Here is a 15,001-nt window from a genome sequence, read left to right as displayed (position 1 = left end):
GCCGGAGGGAGACAACAGAGGTACGGGTCTTTGCAGTTCAGCGGCCCGTCGCGGGGAAACACTTGGTTGGGAAGGCTGTTGGACTCATGGCACTCGCGCAGCCCGAACGGGGCGGGCTGCTGCCCCAGCGGACGGCACCCCATCGCGGCACACTCGCCACCACCGCCTGCATGGAGACCTTGCAGGTCGGCTATCTGCACGCCGTCGCGGCAGCCGCGGGCTGCTCGCTGTCCCAGCCTTTTCCGGACAACGGCATCGACTGGCACGTCAGCCACAGCGCCCCCGGGCACACGGTCGACGACGAAGTCACCATCAAGGTGCAGCTCAAGTGCACGTACCAGATCCCGCCGAACCCGCCGGGGCCCGCCTTCTCCTTCACGCTCGACAACGAGCACCTGGCGAAGCTCGCCCGCACCCCGGTCTCGGTGCACAAGATCCTGGTCGTGATGCTCGTGCCCAGGTCCCAGGGCGACTGGCTGCGCGCCAGCCACGACCGGCTCGATCTGCGGCACTGCTGCTACTGGACCAACCTCGCCGGACACGACATCACCGGCCGGCGCAGGACCACCGTCCGCATTCCGACGGCTCGGATCTTCGACGACCGGGCGCTCTGCGAGATCATGACGCGGGTCGGGACGGGAGGCAGACCATGACCCACCGCCCGATCGGCGAGGCCCTGCGACCGGTCAGGCCGCATCCGGCCGAGGCCCTGTGGCACGAGCCGCCCGCGCCCGGTCAGGTCGACCCCGCCGTGCTCAGCGCCCTGCTGCAGCGGCACGGCTGGCAGCGGCGAGGAGGCGCGCCGGGACGGTACGGCCGGTGGACCCCACCCGGGCCCGGAGGCGGCGGCACCAGCCTGCTGGTGCCGGAGAACCGGGCATTCCCCGACAGCGACGACCTGCTCGGGGAGGCGCTCGTCGCGCTCTCCCGCAGCGGCTCACCGTCCGCGCGTGACGTACTCGTCGCGCTTGCCGTGCCCAGCGACGAGATCCGCTGGTGGCGCGACGTCCCCACCGGACCCGTGGGCGCCGCGCCCTGGACCGTCGAGGAGCAGCTGCGCGCGGCCGCCCGCCAGATGCTGCTCGCGGGCGCGCTCGCCACGCGCGCGCGTGCGGGCTACTACGGCGCCCGGCACCGCAGGTCCGCCGCCGCCTCCCTGGAGAACGTCCTGGTCGGCGCCGAACCTGGCGGGCGCAGGCTCACCGCCTTCGTGCCCGTCGACACGGGGCGGCCGGTCGCCATCCGCCTGCACCAGGCCCTCTATGCCGCCCGCGAGGCCATCGACTATCAGCGGGCCACCGGTGGCATGGACGCCTTCGACGCGGCGGTCGAGGCGGGCGTCAGCCACGAGCTCATGGAGGCCCTGGTGGCCCTCGTCCGCGGCACCGAGGGGGCCCGGATCGCCGTTGAGTGGGCGCCCGCCGCCGGTGTCCCCGAGGGCGGCGCGAGTCCCGCCGAGCCGGTCGAGTTCTCACCCGGCGACCTGCCCGTGCTGCGCGAGGCCGGAGCCCGCTTTCTGCGCGAGGAGCCGTCCGTGCCGGTGCGCCTGACCGGCGCCGTTGTGCGGATGCGCAGGTCGGGGCCGCGCGGCGAGGGCACTGTACGGCTGCGGGTCATCGCGGGCGCCGAGGTCCCGCACGTACGCATGACGCTCGACGAGGAGGCGTACCGGATAGCGGGCCATGCCCATCTCGTAGGACTGCCGGTGCGGGTGCACGGAAGGCTGGAGAGCCGCGGCGGCTTCCGCAGGCTCACGGACGCCTCCGGAGTCGTACCCGTGCAGGTGGACGAGGCCGAGCGGGACCGGTTGATGAAGTCGCTCCAGGAGAACCTGGACTTCTTCGAGGAGGCGTGCAGCGGGGACTGAGACGGGGCCGTGGTTATCCGTTTCGCGAACGGGACCCTGGGCTCGGTACGATTCCTGTCTGCGTACGCGAGTGGCGGCGCGCCCACCTTCAGGCAGGAGAGTCCGGTGTCAGACGTCCGTGTGATCATCCAACGCGATTCCGAGCGGGAAGAGCGCGTGGTGACGACGGGCACTACGGCCGCCGATCTCTTCGACGGCGAGCGCACCATCGTCGCGGCCCGTGTCGGCGGCGAGCTCAAGGACCTCGCGTACGAGCTGAAGGACGGCGAGACCGTCGAGGGTGTGGAGATCTCCTCCGAGGACGGCCTCAATATCCTGCGCCACTCCACCGCGCACGTGATGGCCCAGGCCGTGCAGGAGCTCTTCCCCGAGGCCAAGCTGGGCATCGGCCCGCCGGTCAAGGACGGCTTCTACTACGACTTCGATGTCGCCGAGCCGTTCACGCCCGAGGACATCAAGCGCGTCGAGAAGAAGATGCAGGAGATCCAGAAGCGCGGACAGAAGTTCTCCCGCCGGGTCACCTCCGACGACGCCGCCCGCGAGGAGCTGGCCGACGAGCCCTACAAGCTGGAGCTCATCGGCCTCAAGGGCAACGCCGCGCAGGCCGCCGAGGGTGCCGACGCCGAGGTCGGCGCCGGCGAGCTGACGATCTACGACAACCTCGACGCCAAGACCGGCGAGCTGTGCTGGAAGGACCTCTGCCGCGGTCCCCACCTGCCCACCACCCGGAACATCCCGGCGTTCAAGCTGATGCGCTCGGCCGCCGCGTACTGGCGCGGCAGCGAGAAGAACCCGCAGCTCCAGCGCATCTACGGCACCGCCTGGCCGACCAAGGACGAGCTGAAGGCGTACCTGGACTTCCTCGTCGAGGCCGAGAAGCGCGACCACCGCAAGCTCGGCGCCGAGCTGGACCTCTTCTCCATCCCGGAGGAGCTGGGCTCCGGCCTCGCGGTCTTCCACCCCAAGGGCGGCATCGTCCGCCGGGAGATGGAGACCTACTCGCGCCGGCGCCACGAGGACGCGGAATACGAGTTCGTCAACACCCCGCACATCTCGAAGGAAAACCTCTTCGTGACCTCGGGGCACCTGCCGAACTACGCGGACGCGATGTTCCCGCCGCTGGAGTTCGACGGGCAGAACTACCGCCTCAAGGCGATGAACTGCCCCATGCACAACCTGATCTTCAAGGCGCGCGGCCGCTCCTACCGCGAACTGCCGCTGCGGCTCTTCGAGTTCGGCACGGTCTACCGCTACGAGAAGTCGGGCGTCGTGCACGGCCTGACCCGCGCCCGCGGCTTCACGCAGGACGACTCGCACATCTACTGCACCAAGGACCAGATGGCCGGCGAGCTGGACTCGCTGCTCACCTTCGTCCTGGATCTGCTGCGCGACTACGGCCTGAACGACTTCGAGCTGGAGCTGTCGACCCGCGACGACTCCCCGAAATTCATCGGCGAGGAGGCCGAGTGGGAGGAGGCCACCGAGGCGCTGCGTCAGGCGGCCGAGAAGCAGGGCCTCCCGCTGGTTCCCGACCCGGGCGGCGCCGCGTACTACGGCCCGAAGATCTCCGTCCAGGCCAAGGACGCCATCGGCCGCTCCTGGCAGATGTCCACCATCCAGGTCGACTTCCAGCAGCCCAAGCGGTTCAACCTGGAGTACACGTCCGCGGACGGCTCCAAGCAGCAGCCGGTGATGATCCACCGCGCGCTGTTCGGTTCGATCGAGCGCTTCTTCGCGGTGCTCCTGGAGCACTACGCGGGGGCGTTCCCGGCGTGGTTGGCGCCCGTGCAGGCGATCGGCATCCCGATCGGCGACGCGCACGTGCCGTACCTCGAGGAGTTCGCGAAGAAGGCGAAGGCGGCCGGTCTGCGCGTCGAGGTCGACGGGTCCTCGGACCGCATGCAGAAGAAGATCCGCAACGCGCAGAAGCAGAAGGTGCCCTTCATGGTCATCGCGGGCGACGAGGACATGACGGCCGGAGCCGTCTCCTTCCGCTACCGCGACGGCTCGCAGGAGAACGGCATCCCGGTCGACGAGGCGATCGCCAAGATCGTGCAGGTCGTCCAGGAGCGCGCGCAGGTCTGACGCCCACGGCTGCGAGGCGTACGTAGGTGAGGCATACAGCGCTCTTCTGACACGTACGTGAGGTGAGGCCCCCGGAGAGCTCAGCTCCCCGGGGGCCTTTCGTCGCCCTCACGGGTGAACACCTGCAGCAGCCACGAGGAGAACGACCCCGTCACCGCACCGAGCAGTGCCAGGCCGCACCCCATCAGCCCCACTGCGATCACGCGCCCCAGCGGCGTCACTGGTGTCACATCCCCATAGCCCACCGTCGCGAGCGTGGAGCAGGCCCACCACACCGAGTCCCCGAAGGTCAGGATCGTCGCGTGCGGCGCCGTGTGCTCCACCTGGTAGACGGCGAGGGCGCCCGCGAAACCGATCAAGGCGACCGACAGACCCGCGTAGAACACCACGCGCGCGTACAGCGCGAGCCGGGGCTGCCCACGGCGGCACTGTACGGCCTCGTAGACCTTCACGACGCGCAGTGGGCGCAGCAGGGGCAGGACGAGCACCAGGGTGTCAAGCCAGTGCGTCCGTACGAAGCGGAGGCGCTGCCCGCTCAACCGCCAGCGCACCGCGTAATCGACGCCGAACAATGCCCAGGCGGCCACCATCGCCGCCAGGCAGGCGTCCAGCGCGGCGGCGGGCAGTCCGCGACCCAGGACAAGAGCCGCGTACGAGGCGAGAAAGACCAGCGAGGCCAGGGCGAGCGCGACCTCGGTACGTCGCTCCCAGCGGGCCTGCGGGCTGTCGTCGTCCATCGACCCAGCTTGGCCGGGGGCCCTGTTCCGCGGCACCCGCCGACACGCCGCGAACGGGCGAAGTCATATGCTGCACAACATGACGAGTGAGCCGGAGCAGCAGATCGGAGTGGGAACGCAGGACGCGTTCCAGCGCTTGTGGACGCCCCATCGGATGGCTTACATCCAGGGCGAGAACAAGCCCACCGGCCCGGGGGCCGACGACGGCTGTCCCTTCTGCTCGATCCCGGCCAAGTCCGACGAGGACGGGCTGATCGTCAAGCGCGGCGAGCAGGTGTACGCCGTGCTCAACCTCTACCCGTACAACGGCGGCCACCTCATGGTCGTGCCCTACCGCCACGTCGCCGACTACACGGACCTGACGGACCCGGAGACCGCCGAACTGGGCGAGCTGACCAAGCAGGCCATGACCGCGCTGCGCACCGCCTCGGGCGCGCACGGCTTCAACATCGGCATGAACCAGGGCACGGTCGCGGGCGCCGGCATCGCAGCCCATCTCCACCAGCACATCGTCCCCCGCTGGGGCGGCGACACGAACTTCATGCCGGTCGTGGGCCACACCAAGGTCCTGCCCCAGCTCCTGGCGGACACCCGCAAGATGCTGGCCGAGGCCTGGCCGAGGCCTGAGCCGCGTTAGCGGAGTCTCCCCGCGCCCATGAGGGGCGCGGGGCGTCACATCACGCGGCTCCGCCGCTTGGGCGTGACCAGCCCACCACGATCCGCACATCACGACGCACGGTCGCGTCCCCGCTCGTCGGCCGGAGGCCCTACGCGTCGTAGAGATCGGCCTTCCGAGGCATCGGGTCCTGGACCGCCGTGCTGAGGAACGCGGAGCGGTTGCCGAACTTCTCGGTGTCGACGCCGTTCTCCTCCAAGACCCTGATCGCCGCCGCGTGCACCACACGCAGGACCGGCGTCGCGGCCCGCAGCGCGTCGTCCGCCATGAAGCGGTGCCGCCACGGCTGATCGGCCCACGCGTGCCGCAGCCCGAAGGGCTCAGGCAGCGTCAGGGTCCCGCCGAGCCAATTGAGGAACGGCGGATACCAGGTGAAGGGCGCCCGCGCCGTGAGCCGCACGACCTCGTCCGTGGTGACCAGCGGCAGATGCACCTTGCGGGTCTCCCAGAACTTGACGGCCTTCGCGACCTCCTTGGTCGGCGCCTCCGGCTTCGTCGTGAAGAGCGGGTTCACCGGACCCAGCGCGTGCCCCGTGACCTCGATGCGCAGTGTCTCGTGCAGCACGGTCACGGTGATCAGCATGGTGATGATCAACTGGCCGTCCCAGAGCGTCCATTGGACCCCGAGGTAGTGCCGGTCCCCGCTGCCGAACTGCTGCTTGTTGCAGATGTCCTGTATGGCGTGGGTCTTGATCGTGTACGCGTCCACGTCCGTACCGGCCGGCCGGGACACCGCCTTCGCGTTCTCACCGATCGGTGTGACGACCCAGTGCTTTATCGAAGGGGCGGGAAAACCACCGGTGTTGAGGGGGCCGCGCTCCAGCATGCGCAGCTGGTCGTGGATGGACCGGATCACGTCCCAGCTGCGGAACGGATGGATCTCCTTGTCCGCGTCGCGCGGCACCAGGTCCTCGGCGAGCTGCCAGGCACCCCAGCGGGTGCCCATGCCGAGTATGCCCTTGGGGCCCGCGTAGAAGACCGAGTTGGACTGCTGCTCGGCGGTGAGCCGGGCGAGGGACTGGCGCAGCCGCTCGGCCGCCGTCTCACCGGGACTGCCGGGCACGGCCTCGGGGATCTTGGCGCCGATGCCGCCGCCGGACAGCAGGCTGTCCCAGCGGTCGCGCAGGTCCTTGGCCGTACGCTCGCAGATCTGCTTGGCCCAGAGCCAGCCGACGACGGGGAGCACGATCGCCGCGCGTGCGTACCAGGCCCAGAAGCCCGTGAACGGCATGCGGATGAGGAAGAGCACGGCGAGGGCGCCGACGGCGACGAGGAGCGTGGTCGCGAGGGCCGAGGCGCGCTTGTCCTCGCGCTTGGCGATCTGCGTGCGGATCTGGAAGACGAGCAGCCAGACCAGGAGCCCGGGCAGGAAGAGCAGCCCGCACAGCACCATCACGGCCGACAGCCAGTTGTCGCGCTCCCTGCGGATGCGGTTCGCCGCAAGGCAGTGCTCCACGATGACCTGCGGCTCGGTGCCGAAGGACTGGATGAGCGGTTTGCGGCCCGCGCCCAGCATGCGGTCCTGCACGGCTCGCGCGAAGGCCTCGCCCAGGTTCGGCGCGAACAGCTTGATCTTGCCGGGCTTCACGGTGGACTTGTGCCAGTCGTTGTCGGCCTTGAGGATCTCCTCGACGCCGTTGTCACGGTACGCCGCCGAGGCCAGGGCGAAGGTCGCCGCCGTCTGCCCCGCGGAGCCCGAGAGCGGCACCTGCGCCCCGGGAGTGAAATCGAAACCGTCGAATGCCACTTCCGCCCCCCTCGCCGCCACACCCGCTCCTGCGGCCTTTCCCGACTTCCGTGCCCCGCACACCTGTTGATCAGGTCATCGTCTTGATCAGGTTCTCAGAGTATCGGCCGCGACCGACATTCGTCGGCGGACGGCCGAAGCCGTCCGCCGACCGATGAGGCGCCGAACGCTCAGGCGTCCTGGGCCTGTTCGCGGATCCTTTCGGCGATCTGAGGCGGCATCGGTTCGTGCCGCGCGTAACTGCGGTTGAAGCGCGCGGTGCCGTGCGAGAGGGAGCGCAGATCGACGGCGTACCGCCCGATCTCGATCTCCGGGACCTCGGCCCGTACTAGGGTGCGTCCGCCGCCCGTCTGCTCGGTGCCGACGACTCGGCCGCGCCGCCCCGACAGGTCGCTCATCACGGCGCCCACATAGTCGTCGCCGACCAGGACGGTCACCTCGGCCACCGGCTCCAGGAGATGGATTTTGGCCTCGGCGGCCGCCTCGCGCAGGGCGAGCGCGCCGGCCGTCTGGAACGCGGCGTCGGAGGAGTCCACGGAGTGCGCCTTGCCGTCGAGCAGCGTGATCCGTACGTCGATGAGGGGATAGCCCGCGGCCACGCCCTTGGCGGCCTGGGTGCGGACGCCTTTCTCGACGGACGGGATGAACTGCCGGGGCACGGCGCCGCCGACGACCTTGTCCACGAACTCGATGCCCGAGCCGTTCGGCAGCGGTTCGACCTCGATCTCGCAGATCGCGTACTGGCCGTGCCCGCCGGACTGCTTCACATGGCGCCCGCGCCCGGCGGACCTGCCCGCGAACGTCTCCCGTAGGGAGACCTTGTACGGGACGACGTCGACCTGGACGCCGTAGCGATTGCGCAGCCGCTCCAGGGCGACGTCGGCGTGGGCCTCGCCCAGGCACCACAGGACGACCTGGTGGGTGTTCTGGTTCTGCTCCAGGCGCATGGTGGGGTCCTCGGCGACCAGCCGCCCCAGGCCCTGCGAGAGCTTGTCCTCGTCGGCCTTGCTGTGCGCCTGGATGGCGAGCGGAAGCAGCGGGTCGGGCATCTGCCACGGCTCCATGAGCAGGGGAGTGTCCTTCGCCGAGAGGGTGTCCCCGGTCTCGGCCCGGTTCAGCTTCGCCACGCACGCCAGATCGCCCGCGATGCAGTGCGTGAGGGCGCGCTGCTGTTTGCCGAACGGCCTGGACAGGGCGCCCACGCGCTCGTCCACGTCGTGGTCCTCGTGACCCCGGTCGGTCAGCCCGTGCCCGGACACGTGCACCGTCTCGTCGGGGCGCAGGGTGCCCGAGAAGACGCGGACCAGCGAGACCCGGCCCACGTACGGATCGGACGCCGTCTTCACGACCTCCGCGACCAGCGGCCCGTTCGGGTCGCAGGCCTTCACCTCGCGCGCCTCGCCGGCCGGCGTGGTCACCGTGGGGGCCTCGCGCTCCAGCGGGGTCGGGAAGCCGCCCGTGACGAGTTCGAGGAGTTCGACCGTGCCGAGGCCCTGGCGGGCGCCGTCGGAGGCCGGAGCGGCGGCCAGCACCGGGAAGAAGGTTCCCCGCGCCACGGCCCGCTCCAGGTCCTGCACGAGCGTCTTGAGATCGATCTCCTCGCCGCCGAGATAGCGGTCCATGAGGGTCTCGTCCTCGCTCTCGGCGATGATCCCCTCGATGAGCCGGTTACGTGCCTCCTCGATGAGTGGCAACTGCTCGGGTCCCGGCTCCGCCTCCTTGCGCTCCCCGGAGGAGTAGTCGAACAGCCGCTGGGACAGCAGCCCGATCAGACCCGTCACGGGAGCGTGCCCGTCGGGGCCCTCCTCGCCGCGCAGCGGCAGATACAGGGGCAGCACGGCGTCGGGGTCGTCCGCGCCGAAGGCCTCCGCGCAGATCCGTGTCATCTCTTCGAAGTCCGCTCTGGCGGCTTCGAGATGGGTGATCACGATGGCCCGCGGCATGCCGACGGCCGCGCACTCCTCCCACACCATCCGGGTCGAGCCGTCCACGCCGTCCGAGGCCGAAACGACGAAAAGGGCCGCGTCCGCCGCTCGCAGACCGGCCCGCAGTTCCCCGACGAAGTCGGCGTATCCGGGGGTGTCCAGAATGTTGATCTTGTATCCGTCCCAGTCGACGGGTACCAGGGAGAGCTGCACCGAGCGCTGCTGCCGATGCTCGATCTCGTCATAGTCGGAGACGGTGCCGCCGTCCTCCACACGGCCCGCCCGGTTCACTGCTCCCGCGGTGAGCGCGAGAGCTTCCACCAATGTCGTCTTGCCCGATCCGCTGTGGCCGACCAGCACCACATTCCGTACGGACGCGGGGTGGTCGGCCGCTGTAGCCCTGCCGGCGGCTCCGGGGTGTGCGTTCGCCTTGTCGCCCATGGCCTTGCCTCCCGTGCACGGTGAGGTCTCTGTGGGCGCGGGCATACGGATCCGCGTGCGGTGCGGCTCCGATGACGCCCGCGGTGTCTTCGAGCTTTGCACTCACGTCACGGTGCGTCCATACGGCGGACTCGATCGCGCCGTGACACCGACGGCATCGGGTCATGACACGGGGTGCGGGTGCCCGACCGTCGCACACGCGCGCGCCTGGCTACGATGGGCCAGCCGGTGGCCAGCAGGGGCCGCGCGGCGACACCGACCCTCGGGAAGGCCATGCTGAACAAGTACGCGCGTGCATTCTTCACGCGTGTCCTCACACCGTTCGCCGCGTTTCTCATCCGCCGGGGGGTAAGCCCCGACACGGTCACCCTCCTGGGCACGGCCGGAGTCATGGCGGGCGCGCTGGTCTTCTACCCCCGGGGAGAGTTCTTCTGGGGCACGATCGTCATCACGCTCTTCGTGTTCTCGGACCTCGTCGACGGCAACATGGCGCGCCAGCTCGGTCGCTCCAGCCGTTGGGGCGCCTTCCTCGACTCGACGCTCGACCGGGTCGCCGACGGCGCGATCTTCGGTGGCTTCGCGCTCTGGTACGCGGGCAACGGCGACGACAACGTCCTGTGTGCCGTCTCGATCTTCTGCCTGGCCAGCGGCCAGGTGGTCTCGTACACCAAGGCCCGCGGCGAGTCGATCGGGCTGCCGGTCGCGGTCAACGGACTGGTGGAGCGTGCCGAGCGGCTGGTGATCTCGCTGGTTGCGGCCGGCCTCGCGGGCCTGCACAAGTTCGGCGTGCCCGGCATCCAGGTGCTGCTGCCCATCGCCTTGTGGATCGTCGCGGTCGGCAGCCTCGTGACGCTGATCCAGCGCGTGGTGACGGTACGCCGCGAGTCCGCGGAGGCCGACGCCGAGGCCGCGGCCCAGAACAGCGGAGCCACGCCGTGACGAGCCTCCAGGACCGGCTGGTGGACGGGGCGTACGCGCTCGGCTGGAGCACCGTGAAGAAGCTCCCCGAGCCGGTCGCCGTGCGGCTCGGCCGGACTATCGCCGACCTCGCCTGGAAGAAGCGCGGCAAGGGCGTGCAGCGCCTGGAGAGCAACTACGCGCGCGTGGTGCCCGACGCGACGCCCGAGCGCCTCGCCGAGCTCTCCAAGGCGGGCATGCGCTCGTACCTGCGCTACTGGATGGAGTCCTTCCGGCTGCCCGCATGGAGCGAGGAGCGCGTGAAGACGGGCTTCGACCCGAAGGACGTGCACCACCTCACCGACGCGCTCGCCTCCGACAAGGGCGTGATCCTCGCCCTCCCGCACATGGGCAACTGGGATCTCGCGGGCGCCTGGGTCACCACCAAGCTCCGCACGCCGTTCACGACCGTCGCCGAGCGCCTCAAGCCCGAGTCGCTGTACGACCGATTCGTCGCCTATCGCGAGGGCCTCGGCATGGAGGTCCTGCCGCACAGCGGCGGCACCGCGTTCGGCACGCTGGCCCGGCGGCTGCGCGACGGCGGGCTGATCTGCCTGGTCGCCGAGCGTGACCTGTCCTCGTCCGGCGTCGAGGTGAAGTTCTTCGGCGAGGCGACCCGGATGCCCGCGGGACCGGCCCTGCTGGCCCAGCAGACCGGCGCCCTGCTCCTTCCGGTGACGCTCTGGTACGACGACTCGCCCGTGATGAAGGGCCGCGTGCATCCCCCCGTCGAGATGCCCGAGACAGGTACCCGGGCGGAAAAGACGTCTGTCATGACACAGGCGATGGCCGACGCCTTCGCCACGGGGATCGCCGACCATCCGGAGGACTGGCACATGCTGCAGCGCTTGTGGCTCAAGGACCTCGACCCGGGGAAGGATCCTGACAAGAGCAGGAAGGACCCTGAGAACACCGGAAAGGTCTCCGATAACTCCGAGAAGGACCCTGAGAAAGGGACCCTGTGAGGATCGGCATCGTCTGCCCGTACTCCTGGGACGTGCCGGGCGGCGTCCAGTTCCACATCCGTGACCTGGCCGAGCACCTCATCCGCCTCGGCCATGAGGTGTCCGTCCTCGCCCCCGCGGACGACGAGACACCCCTGCCCCCGTACGTCGTCTCGGCGGGCCGTGCGGTCCCGGTGCCCTACAACGGCTCGGTGGCACGCCTGAATTTCGGCTTCCTGTCGGCGGCCCGGGTGCGGCGCTGGCTGCACGACGGCACCTTCGACGTGATCCACATCCACGAACCGGCCTCGCCGTCGCTCGGCCTTCTGGCCTGCTGGGCCGCGCAGGGCCCCATCGTCGCCACCTTCCACACCTCCAACCCGCGCTCCCGGGCGATGGTCGCCGCGTACTCGATCCTGCAGGCGGCCCTGGAGAAGATCAGCGCGCGGATCGCGGTGAGCGAGTACGCGCGCCGCACTCTCGTCGAGCACCTGGGCGGCGACGCGGTCGTCATCCCGAACGGTGTCGACGTCGACTTCTTCGCCCGCGCCAAGCCCAAGGCCGAGTGGCAGGGCGACACCCTCGGCTTCATCGGCCGCATCGACGAGCCCCGCAAGGGCCTGCCGGTGCTCATGAAGGCCCTGCCGAAGATCCTCGCCGAGCGCCCGCAGACCAGGCTCCTGGTCGCCGGACGCGGCGACGAGGAGGAGGCGGTGGAGTCGCTGCCCGTCGAAATGCGCTCGCGCGTGGAGTTCCTCGGCATGATCAGCGACGAGGACAAGGCCCGCTTCCTGCGCAGCGTCGACGTGTACGTCGCGCCCAACACCGGTGGCGAGAGTTTCGGGATAATCCTGGTGGAGGCGATGTCGGCGGGGGCGCCGGTGCTCGCCTCCGACCTGGACGCGTTCGCCCAGGTCCTCGACCAGGGCGCGGCGGGCGAGCTGTTCGCCAACGAGGACGCCGACGCGCTGGCCGCCTCCGCGCTGCGGCTCCTCGGCGACCCGGAGCGCCGGGCCGAACTGCGCGAGCGGGGAAGCGCCCACGTACGGCGCTTCGACTGGTCGACGGTCGGGGCGGACATCCTGTCCGTCTACGAGACGGTGACGGACGGGGCGGCTGCGGTTGCCACCGACGAACGGACCGGGTTCCGGGCCCGGTTCGGGCTGGCGCGGGACTGAACGTGCCGGACACCTCGGCCGGGGGAGCGTCGTGTTGCGCCCCCGCGCGCGGGGAGGCCGGTTCGCTTTTCCAACGGGCCGCCGTACCCGGTCCGCGAAGTGGTCGCGGATCCGGGCACGACATCTCTGCCGTCGAGCTGCCGGGTGGCGAGTTCCGCATGGGCGACACCTTCGGCGAGGGGTATCCGGACGATGCGGAGGGACCGGTCCGCACGGTGACAGTGGAGCCCTTCCGGATCGACGCGACCGCCGTCACCAACGCCAGGTTCACCGACTTCGTGCGGGTCACCGGCTACCGCACGGAGGCGGAGCGGTACGGCAGTTCGTTCGTGTTCCACCTGTTGCTGCACCCCGGTGCACGGGACGCCGTGATGGGGGCAGTCGCCGCGGCACCCTGGTGGCTCGGTGTGGAGGGCGCCTCCTGGAGCGTGCCGGAGGGCCCCGGCTCCGATCTCGAAGGCCGCACGGACCACCCTGTCGTGCACCGTCTCGTTCCACGACGCGCTCGCGTACTGCTCCTGGGCGGGTGCGCGGCTGCCCACCGAGGCCGAGTGGGAGTACGCGGCTAGAGGCGGCCTCGACTGGGCGCGCTATCCCTGGGGTGACGAGTGCGTGCCCGGCGGGCGCGAGCGGATGAACACCTGGGCCCGACTCCTCGACCGGCCACGGCGGTTTCCGTTGCGCCTGGGACCTCGAAGAGCGGTGACCATACCCGGGTAGCCTTGCCGCCCGTGACCGCAACCCTCATCTGGATCCTCGTCGGCCTCGTCGCGATCGGCCTCTACCTGAGCTGGACCGCCGGGCGACTGGACCGGCTGCACGCCCGCATCGACGCCGCCCGCGCCGCTCTCGACGCGCAGTTGCTGCGCCGGGCCTCCGTGGCACAGGAGTTGGCCACGTCCGGGGTCCTCGATCCGGCCGCCTCGATCGTGCTGTACGAGGCGGCGCACGCGGCTCGACAGGCCGAGGAGGAGCAGCGGGAGGTGGCCGAGAGCGAGCTGAGCCAGGCGTTGCGGGCCGTGTTCGGGGAGGTGGCCCAGGTCGAGGCCGTGCGGGAGGCGCCCGGCGGTGAGGAGGCGGCGAGTGAGCTGGCGCAGGCCGTGCGGCGGGTGCCGATGGCTCGGCGCTTCCACAACGACGCCGTGCGTGCCGCCCGTGCGCTCCGTCGCCACCGCAAGGTCCGCTGGTTCCGCCTCGCAGGCCACGCCCCGTTCCCCATGGCCTTCGAGATGGACGATGAGCCCCCGACGGCTTTGGCGGACCGCCCGACAAACTGAGGCCGGGTTCAGCCCCCCCCCCCCCCCCGCTTGTCGCGCCGTCCCCCGCCCCCCTCAATGGGGGCGCGGGGAACTGCGCAATCTTTTGGCGGGGGTCTGGGGGCGCAGCCCACAGGGACGGGCAGGGGCGGAGGGGGCGAAAAAAATCCACCGGCTCCCCATTGGCCCTTGCTGTGGCCTGCTCGCCTCGCGTTTCCTCGGTGCTGCACCAAACCCTCTTCCACCGAGTGAGGTCAACCCGTGTCCAGCACGCTCTCCAACTCCGCCCAGACTCCCGAGACCGGCACCGCCCGCGTGAAGCGCGGCATGGCCGAGCAGCTCAAGGGGGGCGTGATCATGGACGTGGTCAACGCCGAGCAGGCGAAGATCGCCGAGGACGCCGGCGCCGTGGCCGTCATGGCCCTGGAGCGGGTCCCCGCCGACATCCGCAAGGACGGCGGCGTGGCCCGTATGTCGGACCCGAACATGATCGAGGAGATCATCGACGCGGTCTCCATCCCCGTCATGGCCAAGTCGCGTATCGGCCACTTCGTCGAGGCCCAGGTCCTGCAGTCCCTCGGCGTCGACTACATCGACGAGTCCGAGGTACTCACCCCGGCCGACGAGGTCAACCACTCCGACAAGTGGGCGTTCACCACCCCCTTCGTCTGTGGCGCCACCAACCTGGGCGAGGCCCTGCGCCGTATCGCCGAGGGCGCGGCCATGATCCGCTCCAAGGGCGAGGCCGGCACCGGCAATGTCGTCGAGGCCGTCCGCCACCTGCGCCAGATCAAGAACGAGATCGCCCGCCTGCGCGGCTACGACAACAACGAGCTGTACGCCGCCGCCAAGGACCTGCGCGCCCCCTACGAGCTCGTCAAGGAGGTCGCCGAGCTGGGCAAGCTTCCGGTCGTCCTCTTCTCCGCCGGTGGCGTGGCCACCCCGGCCGACGCCGCGCTCATGCGCCAGCTCGGCGCCGAGGGCGTCTTCGTCGGCTCCGGCATCTTCAAGTCGGGCGACCCGGCCAAGCGCGCCGCCGCCATCGTGAAGGCGACCACCTTCTACGACGACCCCAAGATCATCGCGGACGCGTCCCGCAACCTGGGCGAGGCCATGGTCGGCATCAACTGCGACACCCTCCCCGAGACCGAGCGCTACGCCAACCGCGGCTGGTAAGGCACACCACCC

Annotated in this window: 12 protein-coding genes and 1 pseudogene; 10 read left to right on the top strand and 3 right to left on the bottom strand. The window is 70.3% G+C overall.

All coding sequences use genetic code 11. The features are described from left to right. Positions 1-86 precede the first annotated feature (86 nt). The 3 genes from ACIBK0_RS06725 to thrS all read left to right on the top strand — a co-directional run bounded on the left by ACIBK0_RS06725 (position 87) and on the right by thrS (position 3,952). Entirely contained in the window at positions 87-653 is a 567-nt protein-coding gene (locus ACIBK0_RS06725) for a DUF4365 domain-containing protein (protein ID WP_399076376.1), read from the top strand. Continuing rightward, a complete protein-coding gene (locus tag ACIBK0_RS06720; protein ID WP_399076374.1) occupies positions 650-1,867 on the top strand; it encodes a hypothetical protein in 1,218 nt (405 codons plus the stop codon). Before ACIBK0_RS06725 ends, ACIBK0_RS06720 begins: the two co-directional genes overlap by 4 nt. 105 nt (positions 1,868-1,972) lie before the next feature. Next, the gene (gene thrS, locus ACIBK0_RS06715; RefSeq protein ID WP_399076373.1) at positions 1,973-3,952 is read left to right on the top strand and encodes a threonine--tRNA ligase; all 1,980 of its coding nucleotides are present in this window, start codon (positions 1,973-1,975) and stop codon (positions 3,950-3,952) included. Positions 3,953-4,032: 80 nt separating this feature from the next. Here thrS and ACIBK0_RS06710 read toward each other — a convergent pair whose 3' ends face one another. Continuing rightward, positions 4,033-4,689 (bottom strand): potassium channel family protein, encoded by a 657-nt coding sequence (locus ACIBK0_RS06710; RefSeq protein WP_399076371.1) that lies wholly within the window; start codon positions 4,687-4,689, stop codon positions 4,033-4,035. Between the two features lie 67 nt (positions 4,690-4,756). Between ACIBK0_RS06710 and ACIBK0_RS06705 the strand changes: the two genes are divergently transcribed. Beyond that, complete coding sequence (locus tag ACIBK0_RS06705; protein ID WP_399076369.1) at positions 4,757-5,326, top strand: HIT family protein; 570 nt, start codon at positions 4,757-4,759, stop codon at positions 5,324-5,326. 130 nt (positions 5,327-5,456) lie between these two features. Here ACIBK0_RS06705 and ACIBK0_RS06700 read toward each other — a convergent pair whose 3' ends face one another. Together ACIBK0_RS06700 and ACIBK0_RS06695 are read right to left on the bottom strand one after the other, a co-directional pair. Next, the gene (locus tag ACIBK0_RS06700; RefSeq protein ID WP_399076367.1) at positions 5,457-7,112 is read right to left on the bottom strand and encodes a hypothetical protein; all 1,656 of its coding nucleotides are present in this window, start codon (positions 7,110-7,112) and stop codon (positions 5,457-5,459) included. A 170-nt stretch (positions 7,113-7,282) separates the two neighbouring features. After that, positions 7,283-9,478, bottom strand: coding sequence for an elongation factor G-like protein EF-G2 (locus tag ACIBK0_RS06695; protein ID WP_399076365.1), 2,196 nt, complete (start codon positions 9,476-9,478; stop codon positions 7,283-7,285). A gap of 216 nt (positions 9,479-9,694) precedes the next feature. Between ACIBK0_RS06695 and pgsA the strand changes: the two genes are divergently transcribed. From pgsA to pdxS, 6 genes and pseudogenes are all read left to right on the top strand, one after another. Next, positions 9,695-10,417, top strand: coding sequence for a phosphatidylinositol phosphate synthase (gene pgsA, locus ACIBK0_RS06690; RefSeq protein WP_399076363.1), 723 nt, complete (start codon positions 9,695-9,697; stop codon positions 10,415-10,417). Next, positions 10,414-11,400: a phosphatidylinositol mannoside acyltransferase gene (locus tag ACIBK0_RS06685; protein ID WP_399076361.1), complete on the top strand. Its 987-nt coding sequence runs from the start codon at positions 10,414-10,416 to the stop codon at positions 11,398-11,400. Before pgsA ends, ACIBK0_RS06685 begins: the two co-directional genes overlap by 4 nt. Then, complete coding sequence (locus tag ACIBK0_RS06680; RefSeq protein ID WP_399076359.1) at positions 11,397-12,557, top strand: glycosyltransferase family 4 protein; 1,161 nt, start codon at positions 11,397-11,399, stop codon at positions 12,555-12,557. Before ACIBK0_RS06685 ends, ACIBK0_RS06680 begins: the two co-directional genes overlap by 4 nt. 158 nt (positions 12,558-12,715) lie before the next feature. Next, positions 12,716-13,202: pseudogene (locus ACIBK0_RS06675) on the top strand (SUMF1/EgtB/PvdO family nonheme iron enzyme); the annotation flags it as partial. Between the two features lie 86 nt (positions 13,203-13,288). Next, entirely contained in the window at positions 13,289-13,834 is a 546-nt protein-coding gene (locus tag ACIBK0_RS06670; RefSeq protein WP_399076357.1) for a hypothetical protein, read from the top strand. A 306-nt stretch (positions 13,835-14,140) separates the two neighbouring features. Further along, a complete protein-coding gene (gene pdxS, locus ACIBK0_RS06665) occupies positions 14,141-14,989 on the top strand; it encodes a pyridoxal 5'-phosphate synthase lyase subunit PdxS (RefSeq protein WP_399076736.1) in 849 nt (282 codons plus the stop codon). Positions 14,990-15,001: the final 12 nt, after the last annotated feature.

The sequence above is a fragment of the Streptomyces sp. NPDC050564 genome, assembly GCF_044457265.1.
In the GTDB taxonomy this organism is placed as follows: domain Bacteria; phylum Actinomycetota; class Actinomycetes; order Streptomycetales; family Streptomycetaceae; genus Streptomyces.
Note: the sequence above shows the minus strand (reverse complement) of the source record. Positions and strands in the feature narration are given on the sequence as shown.

Coding starts and splice junctions, on each gene's coding strand:
- ACIBK0_RS06725 (WP_399076376.1), top strand. CDS start 87: ATGGCACTCGCGCAGCCCGAACGGGGCGGGCTGCTGCCCCAGCGGACG.
- ACIBK0_RS06720 (WP_399076374.1), top strand. CDS start 650: ATGACCCACCGCCCGATCGGCGAGGCCCTGCGACCGGTCAGGCCGCAT.
- ACIBK0_RS06710 (WP_399076371.1), bottom strand. CDS start 4,689: ATGGACGACGACAGCCCGCAGGCCCGCTGGGAGCGACGTACCGAGGTC.
- ACIBK0_RS06705 (WP_399076369.1), top strand. CDS start 4,757: ATGCTGCACAACATGACGAGTGAGCCGGAGCAGCAGATCGGAGTGGGA.
- ACIBK0_RS06695 (WP_399076365.1), bottom strand. CDS start 9,478: ATGGGCGACAAGGCGAACGCACACCCCGGAGCCGCCGGCAGGGCTACA.
- pgsA (WP_399076363.1), top strand. CDS start 9,695: ATGGGCCAGCCGGTGGCCAGCAGGGGCCGCGCGGCGACACCGACCCTC.
- pdxS (WP_399076736.1), top strand. CDS start 14,141: ATGGCCGAGCAGCTCAAGGGGGGCGTGATCATGGACGTGGTCAACGCC.